Annotated in this window: 12 protein-coding genes; 8 read left to right on the forward strand and 4 right to left on the reverse strand. The window is 61.3% G+C overall.

The genetic code is table 11. The features are described 5' to 3' along the window. Positions 1 to 2: 2 nt before the first annotated feature. The 6 genes from ACH6CX_RS00245 to ACH6CX_RS00270 all read left to right on the forward strand — a co-directional run bounded on the left by ACH6CX_RS00245 (position 3) and on the right by ACH6CX_RS00270 (position 7,851). On the forward strand, positions 3 to 1,394 hold the full coding sequence (locus ACH6CX_RS00245; RefSeq protein ID WP_232942078.1) for a class II 3-deoxy-7-phosphoheptulonate synthase: 1,392 nt from the start codon (positions 3 to 5) through the stop codon (positions 1,392 to 1,394). Positions 1,395 to 1,427: 33 nt separating this feature from the next. After that, positions 1,428 to 2,117 (forward strand): glutathione S-transferase family protein, encoded by a 690-nt coding sequence (locus tag ACH6CX_RS00250; protein WP_232942080.1) that lies wholly within the window; start codon positions 1,428 to 1,430, stop codon positions 2,115 to 2,117. A 302-nt stretch (positions 2,118 to 2,419) separates the two neighbouring features. Next, positions 2,420 to 3,460, forward strand: a complete 1,041-nt coding sequence (locus tag ACH6CX_RS00255; RefSeq protein ID WP_232942082.1) for a glycosyltransferase — start codon at positions 2,420 to 2,422, stop codon at positions 3,458 to 3,460. After that, positions 3,457 to 4,149 (forward strand): YrbL family protein, encoded by a 693-nt coding sequence (locus ACH6CX_RS00260; protein WP_232942084.1) that lies wholly within the window; start codon positions 3,457 to 3,459, stop codon positions 4,147 to 4,149. Before ACH6CX_RS00255 ends, ACH6CX_RS00260 begins: the two co-directional genes overlap by 4 nt. Before the next feature lie 13 nt (positions 4,150 to 4,162). After that, complete coding sequence (locus tag ACH6CX_RS00265) at positions 4,163 to 5,215, forward strand: glycosyltransferase (RefSeq protein WP_232942086.1); 1,053 nt, start codon at positions 4,163 to 4,165, stop codon at positions 5,213 to 5,215. 398 nt (positions 5,216 to 5,613) lie between these two features. After that, the gene (locus ACH6CX_RS00270) at positions 5,614 to 7,851 is read left to right on the forward strand and encodes a M3 family metallopeptidase (protein ID WP_237061269.1); all 2,238 of its coding nucleotides are present in this window, start codon (positions 5,614 to 5,616) and stop codon (positions 7,849 to 7,851) included. 233 nt (positions 7,852 to 8,084) lie between these two features. Here the strand turns inward: ACH6CX_RS00270 and ACH6CX_RS00275 are convergent, their stop codons facing one another. Next, a complete protein-coding gene (locus ACH6CX_RS00275) occupies positions 8,085 to 9,749 on the reverse strand; it encodes an amidohydrolase (protein WP_396674243.1) in 1,665 nt (554 codons plus the stop codon). 129 nt (positions 9,750 to 9,878) lie between these two features. Between ACH6CX_RS00275 and ACH6CX_RS00280 the strand changes: the two genes are divergently transcribed. Next, positions 9,879 to 10,085, forward strand: a complete 207-nt coding sequence (locus ACH6CX_RS00280; RefSeq protein WP_232942092.1) for a DUF2905 domain-containing protein — start codon at positions 9,879 to 9,881, stop codon at positions 10,083 to 10,085. A 68-nt stretch (positions 10,086 to 10,153) separates the two neighbouring features. Here ACH6CX_RS00280 and ACH6CX_RS00285 read toward each other — a convergent pair whose 3' ends face one another. Then, positions 10,154 to 10,639: an Lrp/AsnC family transcriptional regulator gene (locus ACH6CX_RS00285; protein ID WP_232942094.1), complete on the reverse strand. Its 486-nt coding sequence runs from the start codon at positions 10,637 to 10,639 to the stop codon at positions 10,154 to 10,156. Positions 10,640 to 10,859: 220 nt separating this feature from the next. Here ACH6CX_RS00285 and ACH6CX_RS00290 point away from each other — a divergent pair, with 220 nt between their 5' ends. After that, positions 10,860 to 14,408: an indolepyruvate ferredoxin oxidoreductase family protein gene (locus ACH6CX_RS00290; RefSeq protein ID WP_396674246.1), complete on the forward strand. Its 3,549-nt coding sequence runs from the start codon at positions 10,860 to 10,862 to the stop codon at positions 14,406 to 14,408. A gap of 114 nt (positions 14,409 to 14,522) precedes the next feature. On the opposite strand, the gene ACH6CX_RS00295 is transcribed toward ACH6CX_RS00290, so the two are convergent. Together ACH6CX_RS00295 and ACH6CX_RS00300 are read right to left on the reverse strand one after the other, a co-directional pair. Further along, positions 14,523 to 15,230 carry a ChrR family anti-sigma-E factor gene (locus tag ACH6CX_RS00295; RefSeq protein WP_232942098.1) on the reverse strand — a complete coding sequence of 236 codons (708 nt, stop codon included), beginning with the start codon at positions 15,228 to 15,230 and terminating at the stop codon, positions 14,523 to 14,525. Then, a complete protein-coding gene (locus tag ACH6CX_RS00300; protein WP_237061285.1) occupies positions 15,227 to 15,820 on the reverse strand; it encodes a sigma-70 family RNA polymerase sigma factor in 594 nt (197 codons plus the stop codon). The genes ACH6CX_RS00295 and ACH6CX_RS00300 overlap by 4 nt, the downstream gene beginning before the upstream one ends. Positions 15,821 to 15,942: the final 122 nt, after the last annotated feature.

Genomic DNA, 15,942 nt, shown 5'->3' on the forward strand with positions numbered 1-15,942 from the left:
CAATGGAAGTGGAGGTAAAGTCGAAAGTGTCACAGTCAGCAGGTAAAGAATGGAATCCCGAGAGCTGGCGCAACTTTACCGCCCACCAGCAACCCTCCTACCAATCTGCCGCTGAGCTCGGCGAGGTAACCGGCCAGCTGTCCGCATACCCGCCGCTGGTATTTGCCGAAGAAGCGCGGGAGCTGCGTCGCCAGCTGGCCCAGGTGGCCGAGGGCAAGGCGTTCCTGCTGCAGGGTGGTGACTGCGCCGAGTCCTTTGCCGACTTCAATGCCAACCGTATCCGCGACACCTTCAAGGTGTTGTTGCAGATGGCTGTGGTGCTGACCTTCGCCGGCAACATGCCGGTAGTAAAGGTGGCGCGTATGGCGGGGCAGTATGCCAAACCGCGCTCATCGGATACCGAGGTGGTGGGCGGCGTTGAGCTGCCCAGCTACCGCGGCGATATCATCAACGGCATCGACTTCACCGAGACCGCGCGGCGGCCCGATCCGCAGCGCATGCTCACGGCCTATAACCAGTCGGCGGCAACCCTCAACCTGCTGCGTGCCTTCGCCCAGGGTGGGCTGGCAGACCTGCACCAGGTGCACGGCTGGAACCTGAGTTTCCTTGAGAACAATCCCCAGCGGGAAAACTACGCCCAGCTAGCCGAGCGCCTGCAGGATGCCCTGGAGTTTATGGCTGTCTGTGGCGTGACCTCGGAGAATACCCCGGCGATCCGGGAGACCGTGTTGTACACCTCCCACGAGGCCCTGTTGCTGGAGTACGAGCAGGCGCTGACCCGCACCGACAGCCTGACCGGCAAATGGTATGACTGCTCGGCGCATATGCTTTGGATCGGCGAACGTACCCGCCAGCTGGACGGTGCCCACGTGGAATTCCTGTCGGGCGTCTGGAACCCTATCGGCGTCAAGGTGGGGCCGGGCATGCAGCCGGATGAGCTGCTGCGCCTGATCGACCGTCTCAATCCCGCCAATGAGGCCGGGCGCCTGACCCTGATTACTCGTATGGGGGCCGATACCCTGGGTGAAAAGCTACCGGCCCTGGTACAGGCAGTGCAGCGCGAAGGGCACAAAGTGGTCTGGAGTACCGATCCCATGCACGGCAACACCGTGAAGGCCAGCAGTGGTTACAAGACCCGGGATTTCGACAAAATCCTGCGTGAGATCCGCGACTTCTTCGCCGTACATCGCGCCGAGGGCAGTCATCCCGGTGGTATCCACCTGGAGATGACCGGCCAGCATGTCACCGAATGTACTGGGGGTGCCTGGAAAATATCCGAGGATGACCTGGCTACTTGCTATGAAACACAGTGCGATCCGCGCCTGAACGCCGACCAGGTGCTGGAGCTGGCCTTCCGTGTTTCCGACTGGCTGCGCAGCGGGCGGGCTTCCTGAATCCTTACAACTGAAACCAGAGGGGGAGGGCGTATGTACAGGCTTTTTATCGGTAACAAGAACTACTCGTCGTGGTCGCTGCGGCCCTGGGTCCTTTTGCGCCAGCTGGACATTCCCTTTGATGAGCAGCTGGTGCCTTTCGATGAGGGCGGCAGCTGGGAGAAGTTTCGCCACTTTGCCCCCAATGGCCTGGTGCCCTGCCTGGAAGATGGGGAGGTCACCGTATGGGACTCGCTGGCGATTGTGGAATACATCGCCGAACAGTACCCGCAGGTCTGGCCCGAAAATGCCGTGGCCCGGGCGTGGGCCCGTTGCGCCACCGCCGAGATGCATTCCGGCTTTGCCGCCCTGCGTGAGCAGTGCCCGATGAACTGTGGTGTCACTGTCTCGCTCGATACCCTGAGTGCCGGGCTGCAGAAAGACCTGGGCCGTATTGCAGAGCTCTGGGAAGAGGGGCTGCAGCGCTTTGGTGGGCCCTTCCTGGCTGGGGACCGGTTTACGGCGGTCGATGCCTTCTTCGCCCCTGTTGCATTCCGGGTCAAGGGGTTCGGCCTGTCATTGCCCGATGCCGCCGCAGCCTATGCCCGCCACCTGCTCACTCTCCCCGCCATGGGCGAATGGGAGGCCGAGGCGCTGCGCGAGCCCTGGCGCGAAACTGACCACGAAGAGGAGATGCTGCAGTCCGGCACCCTGGTGGAGGACCGGCGCGTCCAGCCCGCCTGAACCTGATTCCTGCCGGTGCCCGCCCCGGGCACCGGGTTATGCGCAGTAACTTCGCCAGCGCCGGTTGAAATTGTTATTCCTGGCCGCGCTGGTGAGGCATCCCTTTTTTATTATCCATGCAATAAGTCGTTATCAATCAGCGCCGGTATTCCTGTTTACCTTTACGTGGATTTAGCCGCCAGAGGGCGGGTGTCACCAGGGGCAGAGGCAAGTGAAGTGAGACGCTTAGTGGCATTTGGCGAAAAAATCCGGTTAAATCAGATGTCAGGACTGCGTTTTCCACCGTACAGGGACCACGGTTTATGCGCGTACTCCACATCGCGTACCAACAGCTTCGCCGATATGGCAAGACCCGGGTCAGCTGGGCCCAGAAGCTGACCAACGGGCTGATCAAGAACGATCATTTCGTCCACACCTTCAGTGATCGCGACGTCGCCGCCTTCGAGGCCCCTCTGGGAATTCGCGACCTGGGCCGGGGCAGGGCGAACCGTAAGCTCCTGGAAACCGTGGAGGCGGTCGACCCGGACCTGGTGATCGCCGGGCACTGCGACATCATCAGCAACGAAACGCTGGCAGAGATTCGCAAGCGCAATCCCTCCGTGGCCATCGCCCACTGCAACAACGATCCGCTGTTTGTCCCCAGCAATGTGGAGCGTATCAAGCATCGCGCCCGCGTTGCCGACGCCGTATTTGTGTCTACCGGCCGCCCGGAGCTGACCCGGTTTGAAGGGCTCGGGGCGAGGATCTACCACATGCCCAACCCAGTGGACCCGGCCCAGGAAGGTATGAACAATGCCGCCCGGACTGACCTGGAAACCGACCTTCTTTTCTGCAGTAACAGCACCAACCTCACCAGGCGCCTGGAGCTGGTGAAATGGCTCCGCGACTCCCTGCAGGGCGAGCTGAATTTCAGGACTTATGGCAGTTTCGGGGAGCCGCCTGTATGGGGGCGCGACTATGATCGGGCGCTGGCCAACACCCGTATGGGCCTGAACCTGAATCGACAGGAAGGGCATTACTGGTACTCCTCCGCCCGTATGGCACAATTGGCCGGTAACGGCATTCTCCAGTTTTCCCACAGTAGCCCACGCTTTGATGAGTTGTTACCTGCGGAATCCATTGTGTATTTTGACGATCAGGACGATCTGCTGCACAAGGTCCGCGAGTTCCACAACGACGATGCAAAGCGTCGCAGCTGGGCTGCCCGGGCGCGGGATTTCTTCCATGCAGAGATGAATTCCCGCCTGTACGCCCAATATATTGTCGAGGCATCCCTGGCCCGCCCGTTCTCCCACGATTATGTTTGGGCCCGTGACGTCTTGCAGGGCGGGGCCCACTCATGACGATCCTGCTTGCTCCAGAAAAGCCTTTCGCCCGGGGAGGCAATCGACTCTGTTTTGTGCACCCGGATGACGACTCGCTCTGTATCAAGGTGCGGCGCCCGGATTTCACGCTGGCAGACCGGCGCCGCAAGAAAGGCTTTCCCAAGAACCTGAAGCCACTTTCCGCATTCGATGACAACCGTGAAGAGTGGAGGGTGATGGCTTCGCTCCAGAAGCGATACGGTGATCTCGTCTTCCATCACGTCAGTCGCTGTTTCGGGTTTGTCGATACCGACATGGGACGGGGATTGGTGTCGGAGTTGATCAGGGATGGCAGCGGGGCTATTTCCCAGACCCTCAAGAAGGTGATCTGGGACGAGGCGTTTACGGATGAGTGCCGCACGGCAGTAGAGGAGTTGAGCCGTTTCTGGGAGGGCAACCTGGTCCCCTCAAGGCATCTCCTTTTGCACAATATTGTCGTCCAGCGTGACATACAGGGCTGCATAGAGCGGCTGGTAGTCATAGATGGGCTGGGTAGCGCGGGGCTGCTTCCCATGAGCATATTCCCGCGAGTGTTTCAGCGGAACAAGATTAAAAAGAAAATTGCCGTCATGCATGGACGCATCGAGACATTGCTCGGCCAGCGGCACCAGGCCAGTTTCCCCGGGTACCACGGGCTCCTGATGCACGACGGTTTGTCTTCCCCATGATATGGATATCACCATGGCAGCTAACACGGAATCATTACGCATCGCCCAGGCCCTGGCAGGGGCGCAGCAAGGTGGAGCTGAGAACTTTTTTGCCCGCCTGGCGACTGGCCTCCAGCAGACGGGTGCTATTACCCAGAAAGCTTTTATCCGGGGGCATGATCATCGCCTGCGGTCATTGAGAAATGGTGGTGTGACTGCGGAGGGGTTCCGCTTTGGTGGCCCGCTCCACCAGATTGACCGCTTTCGGTTCAGGCGCGCCCTGCGTGCCTTCCGGCCGGATATCGTGCTCACCTGGATGAGCCGTGCCAGCAAGCTGACGCCGAAGGGGGATTACACGCTGGTCAGTCGCCTCGGGCATTACTACAACCTCAAATATTACCGGCACTCCGACTACTGGCTGGGTATTTCCCGGGGGATTTGTGATCACCTGGTCCGCGGGGGGATGCCGGCCGAGCGTGTGTTCCTTATTCCCAATTTTGCCGATGAGGCAGAGGTCGAGCCCCTGCCTCGCGACAGCTTCGATACGCCTACTGACCGTCCGTTACTGCTCGCCGCTGGGCGCCTGCATACCAACAAGGGCTTTGACACCCTGCTGCAGGCACTTGAAAAGGTGCCCGATGCCATCCTCTGGCTCGCCGGCACCGGTCCGGAAGAGGAATCCCTGAAGGCAATGTGCCGGGAGCTGGGCCTGGATGAGCGTGTCCGTTTCCTGGGCTGGCGCGAAGACGTGACCGCCCTGATGCGTACCGCTGATATGTTCATTTGCCCTTCGCGCCACGAGGGACTGGGTTCCGTGATCATGGAAGCCTGGGCCCACGGCTGCCCGGTGGTTGCGACGGACTCCCAGGGACCGGGTGAGTTGATCGAGTCGGGAGTCACCGGCGTTGTCACGCCGGTGGATCAACCGGGGCCGCTGGCCGACGCCATTGCCGGCCTGGTATCAGATGAGGCCGGGCGCAGGCAGCTGTCGGAAGCGGGCCGGTCCCACTACTGGAGTAGATTCAGCCGGGCAGTGGTTGTCGGCCAGTACCTGGAGTTCTTCAGCGGGCTGAAAAGCGGGACCTGAGCCCCGGGCAGCAGGCTGCACCTGGAGTCCGGGCGTGGCGTAACCTGATTATGCGGACCGGTACCCCGGATTGGGTCAATGCTTGTTGCCAGCACCGCGGTCTTCACTCTGGAAAAGTTGTCTTGTGGCGCCCGGCCCAGGCCGGCGGGCCGGGTGACTTTTACTCCCTGTTTTGGTTAATAACCACTTGTTAAGTCGTTATCAAATAGCACAAATAGATCCAAAACAACCCTCCTGCGCAATTGTTTGCCAGCTGTGGGGGGATCATCCTGAAAAACTGTCGTTTTACCCCGTGGGGGAGGCGGCTGGGCACCCGTGAATGGCGGTTGGCGCAAAAATACGGTTAAACTCGGGGGTTTACATGTGACGGTATTCTAACAAGAGAGAGGATTTAGCCGATGCGCCAATCACTGATCGCGCTTTCCGTAGCCGCAGCCATCGCCGCTGCCGCGGGCTGTAGCAAGGAGGCCCAACAGGCCGCGTCTGTCGACGGAAACGCCCAGGCCCAGGCGAGCGCTGCCGCTGATGCCAAAAGCTCCGTGGTCGAAAGCAATCCACTGCTGGCCGAGTGGACCGGCCCTTACGGCGGTGTACCGGCATTCGATAAGATGCGCGTCGAGGACCTGAAGCCGGCAATGGAGTTCGCCATGGCTGAAAACCTGCGCGAGATCGATGCCATTGCCGCCAATCCCGAGCCGGCTACCTTCGCCAACACCATTGCCGAGCTGGAGCGCAGCGGTGCCGAGCTGGATCGCCTGTTCTCCTACTACGGTATCTGGGCCGCCAACATGTCCTCTCCGGAATTCCGCGAGGTTCAGGGCGAGCTGGCACCCAAGCTGGCCTCTTTCCAGTCCAAGATTATCCAGAACGACGCGCTCTTCCAGCGGGTCAAGGCCGTCTATGACGCCCGCAATGACTCCGACCTGGATGGCGAGCAAAAGCGTGTGGTCGAGCTGATCTACAACCAGTTCGCCAACAACGGTGGGACCCTGGAGGGCGAGGCCAAGGAGCGCTATGCCGAGATCAACAAGCGCCTGGCCGAGCTGCACACCAAGTTTGCCAACAATGTGCTGGCGGACGAGGAGGGTTACACCCTGTTCCTGCGCAGCGACCAGCTGGCCGGCCTGCCGGAATCATTCGTGAATGCAGCCGCGGCGCTGGCGGAAGAGAAGGGCCAGAAGGGCAACTACGCCATCACCAATACGCGCTCTTCCATGGATCCGTTCCTGACCTATTCCGATAACCGCGAGCTGCGCGAGAAGGTCTGGCGCAACTACTACAGCCGCGGCGACAACGGTGGTGAACACGACAATAACGCAATTATTGCCGAGATCCTGAAGCTTCGCGATGAACGCGTGGAACTGCTGGGCTTCGAGAATTACGCCCAGTGGCGTCTGCAGGACCGCATGGCCAAGACCCCCGAGCGCGCCATGGAGCTGATGGAGGCTGTATGGCCTGCCGCAGTAGCCCGTGTTGAGGAAGAAGTGGCTGATATGCAGGCCCTGGCAGACGAGGAAGGTGCGGATATCACCATCAAGCCATGGGATTACCGTTATTACGCCGAGAAAGTACGCAAGGCCAAGTACGACCTGAACTCTGACGAGGTGAAACAGTACCTGCAGCTGGACAAGCTGCGTGAAGCGATGTTCTTCGTTGCCGGTGAGCTGTTCAACTTCGAGTTCAGCCCGGTAAAAGAGGGCAGCGTGCCGGTCTTCCACGAGGACGTAAAAGTCTGGGAAGTCACCGACAAGACTTCCGGCGAGCATATCGGCCTGTGGTACCTGGATCCGTTTGCCCGCGCCGGCAAGCGTTCCGGCGCCTGGGCGACCATGTACCGCGACCACACCACCTTTGATGGAAAGACCAATGTACTGTCTTCCAACAACTCCAACTTCATCAAGGGTGCCCCGGGCGAGCCGGTGCTGGTGAGCTGGGACGATGCCTCCACCTTCTTCCATGAGTTCGGCCATGCACTGCACTTCCTGGCCTCTGACGTCACCTACCCGACCCTGAACGGCGGTGTGCGTGACTACACTGAGTTCCAGTCACAGCTGCTGGAGCGCTGGTTGTCCACCGACGAGGTGATCGACAACTACCTGGTGCATTACAAGACTGGAGAGCCGATTCCTGAGGAGCTGGTTGCCAAGATCAAGAAGGCTTCCAAGTTCAACCAGGGCTTCGCCACTACCGAGTACCTGGCATCGGCCCTGGTGGACATGAAGTTCCATACTGCCGACCCGGAAGGTATCGACCCGGACAAGTTCGAGCGCGAGACCCTGGAAGAGCTGGGCATGCCGGATGAACTGGTAATGCGTCACCGCACGCCGCACTTTGGCCATATCTTTTCCGGTGAGGGTTACTCTGCCGGTTACTATGGCTACATGTGGGCCGACGTACTGACTTCGGATGCGGCGGAGGCCTTCGCCGAAGCCGAGGGTGGTTTCTACGACCCGGAAGTTGCGGACAAGCTGGTCAAGCACCTGTTTGCACCGCGTAATTCGGTCGATCCGGCGGAAGCCTACCGTGCTTTCCGCGGCCGCGATGCCGAGATTGGCGCACTGATGCGTGATCGTGGCTTCCCGGTACCGGGCGATAAGTCCGAAAAGGAAAATACCACTATCGCAGTGAAAGACTGACGGTAGGTATTTAACCTGTAAAAAAGCCGCGGTGTGAAAGCACCGCGGCTTTTTTGTTTTTGGCATAACCCGTTGTAAGAACGACCCGTGGCTGCGACCTGGAGGGGGTTGGGTCCGGAGTTAATCGCGGCCAGCGGCCGCTCCTACGCCACTCCTGGGGTAACAGGGTTTATTGTAGGAGCCCTCCGTGGCCGCGATCTGGTGACCACCGACAGTCGATGGGTGTCTCGTGATTACTGCTCACGGCGATAAACACGCTCGCCTTCCACCCAGGTTTCCGCCACTTTCACCTGCCAGATATCCTGCGGGTCGATTCGGAATATATCCTGTTCCAGCAGAACAAAATCAGCGAACTTACCCGGTTCCAGGGAGCCGGTAACCTGCTCCTGGTGGCTCGCGTATGCCGCATCCAGGGTGAAAGACCGCAGGGCCTCTTCGAGGCTCATTGCCTCCTCCATGCGCCAGCCTTTTGCGGGCATACCCTGGCGGTCCCGGCGGGTCACTGCTGCGTGAATACCGTAAAGCGGATTGACGGGCTCAACCGGGAAGTCGGAGCCGGAGGCAATTCGGGTCCCCTGGTCCAGGAATTTCTGCCAGGCGTAGGCTCCCTCGAGACGCTCTTCACCCAGGCGATCGCCGGCCATATTCTTGTCGCTGGTGGCATGGATCGGCTGCATGGAGGCCACCAGGTTCAATGCCGGAAACCGGGCAATATCCTCCACCTTCAGTACCTGGGCGTGCTCCACGCGATGGCGGAAGGGCTTCTGGTTGTGCTCTTGGTGCAGTGTCTGCAGGTGGTCGAGCACGATATGGTTGGCGCGGTCACCGATGGCGTGCACGTTTACCTGGAAATCATTGTCCGTGGCCAGCTTGAGCAGAGACAAGATTTCTTCCTCGGGGTAAAGCAGCAGGCCCCTTTCCCCCGGGCGGTCGTGGTAGGGCTCAATCAGGGCGGCCCCGCGACTGCCCAGCGCGCCGTCCGCTGATAACTTGATGCTGCGCACGTACAGTCGGTCCTGCGGCTTACCGATATGGCCCGCTGCCAGTAGTTCGCGCAGGTTGTCGCTCTCTACCGAGATCATCGGATACATGCGCAGGGGGATCGCCTTCTCTTCTGCCAGCTGGCGATAGGCCGTCAGTGTTTCCCGGTCGATCCCCGCATCGTGGATGCCAGTCAGGCCCAGCGATAGAGACAGGTCGAAGGCCTTGGCGAGAGCGGCTTTTTTGTCCTGCAGCGAGGGTGCCGGGATCACTTTCTCCAGCAGGGCCATGGCATTGTCCACCAGTACGCCGCTGGGTTCGCCGTTATCGAGGCGATGGATTTCGCCACCCTCGGGTGCCCGGGTGTCACTGTCGATACCCGCCTTCTCCAGGGCGGCACTGTTGGCCCAGCCGGCGTGGCCGTCAATACGACGCAGCCAGATGGGGTTGTCAATCTCCAGCGCATCCAGCTGTGCGCGGGTGGGGAAGGCCTTGCCGGGCCACAGTACCTGGTTCCAGCCGCGCCCGACCAGCCACTCGCCCGGTTCCAGTTGCCCTGCAAACTTTTCAATGGCGTCCAGGGTTTCCTGTAAGCCCAGGTCACGAAGCTCCAGCCGCTGCTGCAGCAGCCCCTGTCCCAGCACGTGCCCATGCGCATCGATCAGGCCGGGCAGCAGGGTCTTTCCCTGGCCGTCGATTTTTTCCGCGTCGGGATACTGCTTCGCCAGTGCCGGGTAATCCCCGGTCGCCAGTACCTTGCCCTTGTCAAACGCGAGCGCCTGGAAGCGCTCGAGCTTATCCTCGGTGGCCTGGTAGCCGCTGACATTATGAATAAGGGTTGTAGCGAAACCGCTGCTGGAAACTGTGGTGAGTGCTATTGCCGCAACCAGGGCGGTGATGGGGCGAGGTAGGTGCATGGTTGTTAGCCTTGTTTTTGACCTGTGACGGGGTGTGACCGATAGTAGCAATGGGTCTTTTTGCTTGGCAATTGCAGGGCGCAGGCGGGAGACCGCAGTGATATTCGGGATATGGGGAAAGGAGGGGTTATGTCGCGCTGGTTTATGCTCGCCGGGGCCGTCCTGCTGGCCATCGGGGTGCTGATGCATTTCGCTCCCTGGCTGTTCAACTGGTTTGGGCGGCTGCCCGGTGATATCCGTCTCGAGTCGGGGCGCAGCCGGGTCTTTATTCCCATCACCTCGATGATTGTGATCAGCGTGGTATTGAGCCTGTTGCTGAACCTTTTCCGTCGCTGAGCCTGGGGCGGCCAGGCCGGCGGGGGCGTAATCCGGCCACCCCGGTGGGGGATGGCCGGGCGGGATTGTTATTCCTGCTCCAGCAGCTGTTCCAGCGGCAGCTCTGTGCGGTAACGGACCTGCTTGAGGGAGAAGCTGCTCTTGATATGGTCGATACCCGGCAATTCAGTCAGTTTCTTGTCGAGGAACTCCTGGTAAGCCTGCAGGTTGGGTACCACCACCCTCAGCAGGTAGTCGAAATCGCCGGTCATCAGGTAACACTCCATGACTTCCGGCCACTGCTCAATTACCGACTCGAAATCCTGTAGCTCCTTCTTGACCTGGTGGTTGAGCGTCACCTGGATAAATACGCTGACAGGAAGTCCCACCATCTGGGGCTCCAACAGGGTGACGGCTCGCTTGATAAAGCCCTGTTCATGCAGGTTCTTGACCCGGCGGGAACAGGGGGAGGGGGACAGGCACACCTTTTCCGCCAGTTCGATATTGGGGATGGTGGCGTCTTCCTGCAGTATCTCCAGGATCTTCTTGTCGATGGCGTCCAGAACGTAGGCCATAGCGTTGCAGCTTCTCTCTTAGGGCGGCGCTCCCGGTTGATTATCCTGCCGTCGTATGTGTCCGCAGGGAGCCCTGATTTGATGAATTGTTGCAGGTAGTCGGCAGTCTTTGGTGACTTGTGGCTGTATTATGCCGTATTCCCGCTCAATTTGGTATGACCTGCTTATGGAGGCGGTGGTAGTTTTGTCCGCATAGATATAATCATAAGCAGGTGTACCCATGGCAATGGTAGAGAGCGACCAGGAGCTGGGCTTCGATCGCGAGTATTCCCTCAAGGCCGCGTTTACCCGCGACGAGGGGCGAGTCTTTCTCACCGGCATCGACGCACTGGTGCGGCTGCCGATCATGCAGAAGCAGCTGGATGAAAGTGCCGGCCACAATACCGCCGGCTATATCTCCGGCTACCGGGGCTCGCCGCTCGGGGGCTACGACCAGGCCCTGTGGCGCCACAAGGCATTGCTGGCAAAGCGCGATATTCATTTCGAGCCCGGCATCAATGAAGACCTGGGCGCCACCAACATCTGGGGTACCCAGCTGCTGGATCACTATCGCCAGCAGGCTACCCGCGACGGGGTCTTCTCTATCTGGTACGGCAAGGGGCACGGCGTGGATCGCAGTGCCGATGTCTTCCGCCAGGCCAATGTACAGGGCACTTCCCGCCTGGGCGGGGTGCTGGCGCTGTGCGGCGACGACCACACGGCGGAATCCTCCATGTTCTCCCACAACACCGACCAGATCTTCGAGTCGGTGATGATGCCGCTGCTGTTCCCGGCAACCATAGACGAATACCTGACCCTCGGCCTGGCCGGTATCGCGTTGTCGCGTTTTTCCGGACTGTGGGTAGGCTTCAAGACCATTACCGAAACCGTTGAAAGTGGCGCCTCCCTGGTTGTGCCGGAGCTGCCCCGGTTTGTGCTGCCGGAGGATTTCACTGTTCCTCCCCACGGCCTCAATTACGACCCGCACCTGAACTGGCCGGCGGAGCGGCTCGAGTACGAGCGCCGCATGCTGGAGGAGCGACTGCCGGCAGCGCAGGCGTTTGCCTATGCCAACCGGCTCGACAAGACCGTCCTTGAGGCGCCGCGCAAGCGCTTTGGTATCGTCACTGTAGGCAAGGCCCACGGCGACCTGCTGGAGGCATTGCAGCTGCTAAACCTTACCGAGGCGGACCTGCAGCGGGCCGGTATCTCCATCTACAAGGTGGCCATGAGCTGGCCGCTGGAGCCGCGCGGCATGCGCGAGTTCGCCGCCGGCATGGAACGCCTGCTGGTGGTGGAAGAGAAGCGCCCGCTGGTGGAAGACCAGCTCAAGAACCTGATGTACGGCTGGCCCGATGGCGAGCGTCCCAGAGTGGTAGGCAAGAAAGACCTGGCGGGGAACGACCTGTTGCCGGCGATCTGGGGCTTTGGCCCGGACCAGGTGGCCAGGGCCATCGCCCGCTGGCTGGGAGACACCGAGCTGGCCGCGAAGCTGCTGCCGGTGGCGCAGAAGCTGGGCGCCGATACCCCGGCCAAAGCCACCGGGCTGCTGGCGCGTGAGCCGATTTTCTGTGCCGGCTGCCCCCACAATACCTCCACCAAACTGCCGGAGGGTAGCCTGGGCAGTGCCGGTATCGGCTGCCATATAATGGCGCTGGGCAAGGGGCTGCGCACGGATACCTACTCCCATATGGGCGGCGAGGGTGCCCAGTGGGTGGGCCTGCACCGCTTCTCCAGCGCCGATCATATTTTCCAGAATATGGGCGACGGCACCTATAACCATTCCGGCCTGCTGGCCATCCGCCAGGCGGTGGCCAGCAAGGTCAATATCACCTACAAGATCCTGCTCAACGACGCAGTGGCCATGACCGGCGGCCAACCGGCTGATGGAGAGGTCACCGCGCCCACGCTGGCCGCGCAACTGCTGGCGGAAGGTGTCGGGGAAGTGGTGCTGGTCACCGAGCATGAGGACCACTGGCGCGAGCACCGGAGTGAGTTGCCGGGTGCATTGCAGGTCGTGCCCCGGGCGGACCTGGACGCGGTCCAGCGTCGCCTGCGCGAAGTAGCGGGCGTTACCGCCATCATTTACGAGCAGGTGTGTGCGGCGGAGAAGCGTCGCCGGCGCAAGAAAAAGCAGATGCCGGACCCGGCGACCCGCCTGTTGATCAACCACCGGGTATGCGAGGGCTGTGGTGATTGCAGTGAGCAGTCCAGCTGTATTGCGGTGGAGCCTCTGGAGACAGCCTATGGCCGCAAGCGCCAGGTGAACCAGTCCAGCTGCAACAAGGATATGCGCTGCGCCGACGGGTTCTGCCCCAGCTTTGTCAGTGTCGAGGGCGGCGAGCTGAAAAAGCCACCGGTGCAGTCGCTGGCGGAATCCCTGGATGCGGAAATCGCGCGCCTGCCGCTGGCCCCGCAACCGCAGGTGGAGAAGCCCCTCAGCATCCTGGTCGCCGGTATAGGCGGCAGTGGCGTACTGACGGTAGCGGCCCTGCTGGGGATGGCGGCACACCTGGAAGAGAAGGGCAGCACCACCCTGTATTTCACCGGCCTGTCGCAGAAGAACGGTGCCGTAGTGGCGCACGTGAAGGTGGCAGCGCGGCCGGAGGACATTACCACCGCGCGCATTCGCGATGGCGCAGCAGAACTGGTCCTGGGCTGCGACATGGTCACGGCAGCCGCCCAGCGGACCAAAATGGCTGCCGGCAAGGTCCGGGCACTGGTAAACACTGCAGAAGTGCCGGTGGCGGCATTTGTGCGGGACAACGAGCTGGCATTCCCGGCAGATGCCACCCAGGAGAGTATTGAGTCCCTGTGTGCCGAGTACTTCGCTTTTGATGCCAACCGTTATGCTCAGGCGCTGTTCGGCGATACCGTCTCCAGTAACCTGATGCTGATGGGTTACGCCTGCCAGCGGGGCCTGCTGCCCATCAGCGATGCGGCACTGGAACGGGCCATCGAACTGAACGGCGTGGCGGTGGAAAACAACCTGCGCGCGTTTCGTGCCGGCCGCCTGCTGGCGGCCGACCCGGCAGCGGTGGATCGACTGCTGGTGCCCGAGCAGCAGGTGCGGATCCAGGAGCCGGAAGAGGGCCTCGATGCCTTGCTGGCCCGCCTGAAAGGCGAACTTACCGAGTACCAGAGCAGCTCCTACGCCGGGGTCTTCGCGCGTACTGTGGAGCAGCTACGCCGCGCCGAGCAGGCGGTACCGCATGGTGGAGGGCGCCTGGCCCGTGCCGCGGCCCTCAGCCTGTTCAAGGCCATGGCCTACAAGGATGAGTACGAAGTGGCCCGGCTGTACAGCGGCGAGGATTTCCAGCGCCAGCTGCGGGAGACTTTCACCGGTGATTACAAGCTGCGTTTCCATATGGCGCCGCCCCTGCTGGCACGGCCAGACAGTTCCGGCCGTATCCGCAAGATGGTATTCGGTCCCTGGGTGGGCAAGCTGATGCCGTTGCTCGCCAGGGGGCGGGTACTGCGGGGTACCGTGTTCGATATTTTCGGCTATACCCGTGAGCGTCGGGAAGAGCGCCGCTGGGCTCGCCAGGTGGCGGGGGCAGTCAGGTCAGTGGCGCGGGGACTGCGCGCGGACAACTACGATGCCGCGCTGGAGCTCCTGTCGCTGCCACAGCTGGTGCGTGGCTACGGTCATGTGCGCGAGCGCAAGCACGCGGCCGTGCACGATCGCTGGGAGCAACTGCTGCAGCAGTTTACCTCCGGCGACTTCCAGCCCCGTGGCGGGGCGACGGTGATGACCCGTTCACCGGCAGAGGCTGAGAAGGCACCGTAACCCGGGGGTTGTACAGAGGCACAAAAAAAGGCAGCCCGCACAATACGGGCTGCCTTTTTTATTGCTCAGTTTTGCTGTCTGGGGGCTGCTGCTCCAGCACAACCGGATGGCCTGTTACGCCGGCCTGAAAGACAGCAACGGGTTTACCAGCCAGCCAAGTGGACCTTTCACATGGACGGGGGCCTCGACCACGGACAGGCACAGGCATTCCTGGTCCTGGGTGGCAATCGGCTGGTGCACCTCGCCGGGCTCCCGCAGGAGGAAATCGCCCGGGGTGTAAACACCGTCGGCATCGGAAAAGCTACCGTACAACACCAGTGTTACTTCGCGCCCGCGGTGGTCGTGCTCGACCACCTTGCCGCCGCTGCAGATGCGCTGGAACGCAACCTCGTACCTGTCCTGGCCCGCAGCCAGCCGCGATGTTTTCAGCGATGGTGACACACGGCGCCACTTCAGCGGGCGGTTGCTGCCCACCAGCTTGCGGATGACGCGCGGCAGGCGTGCCAGGGCCGGGTCGCGGTCGTCCCTGGTGCTGCGGGAACGCCTGCTGGGCGGTGCGGGCGCGGCGCACTGTTCCGGTTCGGCTGGTGCCGTCTCCTCGTGGTCGATGCGCTGCATCAGGCGATCCAGGGCTCCGTCGCAGGTTTCCTGGGGTTCGCAGTCATCCAACAGGCCGCCACCAATATGGTTCAGGCGCTCGCTCTCCCTCCGGCACTGCGGGCACAGTTGCAGGTGCGCTGACACTGCCAGGCTCATGGCCCAGGGCAGGCTGCCGGAGGCGTACTCAACCAGCAGGTTGTTGTCGGGATGGTGTCGAATCATGATGCACCCTGTTTACTCAAAATCGCTTCCAGCTTCTTTAAAGCCAGTCTTACACGGGACTTGACCGTACCCAGCGGTAGTCCCAGTTCATTGGAAATTTCACTGTGAGACTTGCCCTCCATATAGGCCTTCTCCAGTACATGGCTCTGTTCGGCCGGCAGGCTGCGCAGGCCCTCCGCGATGTCCCGCTGGCTGCGCTTGTGCTGCAGCACCAGCAACGGCTGGCTCTCAGGGGAGTCATCCCAGATATCATCCACTTCCACATCACCACCGTCGGCATCCTGGCGCCGGCTGTTCCGCCGCAGCATGTCGATGCGGCAGTTACGCATGATGGTGTAGATCCAGGTATTGGCCGAGGCCCTGGTGGGATCGAAGCTGGCAGCCTTGCGCCAGACCCGGAACATGACTTCCTGTACCAGCTCATCCGCCGCCTCGGCGGAGAACGCCTGGGCGCTGCGGCTGTAATGAAAGCCCTTGATCAGGGGGGCGTAATGGTGGAACAGGCGCTCGAAGGCCGCCCGGTCCTGGCGGGAGCCCACCAGTACGAGCAATTTGCTCCAGTCATCATCGCGACTCTGGGTCTGCTGCAAAGTGTTTCCGTTTGGGTCTGTCCGTGTTGCTAAAGCCATCTTATCGGTCTTTCCACGTTTGTCGACCTCGGGTTACGTGGTCGAGCGGCAGGTGGATCACCATCTATATGGGAATTTCCATG

Source organism: Microbulbifer sp. JSM ZJ756 (assembly GCF_044383805.1).
Lineage (GTDB): Bacteria > Pseudomonadota > Gammaproteobacteria > Pseudomonadales > Cellvibrionaceae > Microbulbifer > Microbulbifer zhoushanensis.